Origin of the sequence: Streptomyces sp. BR123 (assembly GCF_013401435.1) — a bacterium.
Lineage (GTDB): Bacteria > Actinomycetota > Actinomycetes > Streptomycetales > Streptomycetaceae > Streptomyces.
This window is the reverse complement of sequence record NZ_JACBGN010000591.1, coordinates 1-1,490: the sequence shown is the minus strand read 5'-3', so window position 1 is coordinate 1,490 and position 1,490 is coordinate 1. Positions and strand designations below refer to the sequence as shown.

Genomic DNA, 1,490 nt, shown 5'->3' with positions numbered 1-1,490 from the left:
CCCCGAGGCCTCCGCCGCCCCCGACAAGGGCGACGGCAGCGGCAACGGCTCCCAGGCCGCCGAGGACCTCAACGCCGGGCGCAAGGAGGGCGAGGACAAGGTCCTCTGGCTCAAGACCGCCAAGGTCGACGGCCCGGGCATCGGCATCGACGCCAAGGGCCAGTGGGTCGTCGGCGACGCCGTCGTCAAGGCCGTGGGGAAGAACCTCACCGCCTACGGCGCCGCCGACGGCAAGGAGCAGTGGACGCTCGCCTTCCCTTTCCCGGTCTGCTCCGTCACACCGCAGACCACCGCCGATGCCAAGACCGTCGTCCTGTACCGGGAGAGCGGGTCCGACACCGCCCCGTGCAACCGGATGCGGATGGTCGACCTCAAGACGGGCAAGGAGGGCTGGTCGAAGGAGGTCCCCAAGGAGGGCCACTTCGACATCATGACCGCGCCCACCCTGGGACTGACCGGCGACACCGTCACCGTCAGCCGCAACGGCGGCAGCGCCAGCGCCTTCAGGATCAGCACGGGTGACAGGCTGTTCGGCAGCGGCTCCGCCGAGGGCTGCAGGCCCGACGCGTACGTCGCCCACAACAACAAGGTGATCTCGATCGCCGGCTGCATCGACAAGGACGGCAACGGCGAGGTCTCGGACGCCGACCCGGTCACCGGCAAGAAGAGCTGGACCTTCCGCCTGCCCGAGAAGTACAAGGTCACCAGCGTGTACTCGCTCGACCCGGTCGTCCTCGACGTCGGCAACGACCAGAAGGGCGAGCGCTCCATCGTGGTCCTCGGACCCGACGGGAAACAGCGCGCCACCGTGAGCGGCGAGGGCAAGTTCGCCACCGAGTGCAACAACGCGCCGCTGGGATCCCTGGAAGTCTGCCGCAACACCGTCGTCGACGGCGGCACCCTCTACATCCCGACCGCCGCGGGCTCCGGCAAGCCCAACGAGATCGTCGCCTTCGACCTGGGCACCGGAAAGGCCAAGTGGCGCACCCCGGCCGGCGACAGCCGCACCCTCACCCCGATCAGGGCCGAGAACGGGCAGCTGATCGCCTACCGGTCCGCAGAGAAGGACAAGGGCGGCGAGGTCGTCGCGATCCCGGCCGCCGGGGGCACGCCCACCGCCCTGCTGCGCCACCCCTCCGGCGCCGCCGCCCCGATCGAGAACGCCTTCTACTACCCGCAGATCGACTACGCGGGCGGCCGCTTCTACATCTCCGTCACCCGCCTGCGCGCCCAGGGCAAGGACGAGAAGCTCCTGATGGTCTTCGGCAAGTGAACGAGTGCCCCAGCCGCCCACCGAGAGGCAGTAGCAACCCATGAGTACCCCGCCGCCCCCTCAGCAGCCGCCCGCCGGCGGCTTCGGAGCGCCGCAGGACCCTCCGCCCGGAGGCTTCGGCGCGCCGCCGCCGACGGCCCCGCCCGTCCCGCCGCAGCAGCCCCCGGCTGCCGCGGGTCCACCGGCGGCTGCTGCGGGGCGGCGGCGCCGGAGGGGT

At 71.5% G+C, this 1,490-nt stretch carries 1 protein-coding gene; it reads left to right on the top strand.

Features of this window, described 5'->3' with window-relative positions; all coding sequences use genetic code 11:
* Nucleotides 1–1,273: PQQ-binding-like beta-propeller repeat protein (locus HYE82_RS36500; protein ID WP_179178515.1), on the top strand; the 1,273-nt coding region annotated here is incomplete at its 5' end.
* Between the last annotated feature and the right edge of the window lie 217 nt (nucleotides 1,274–1,490).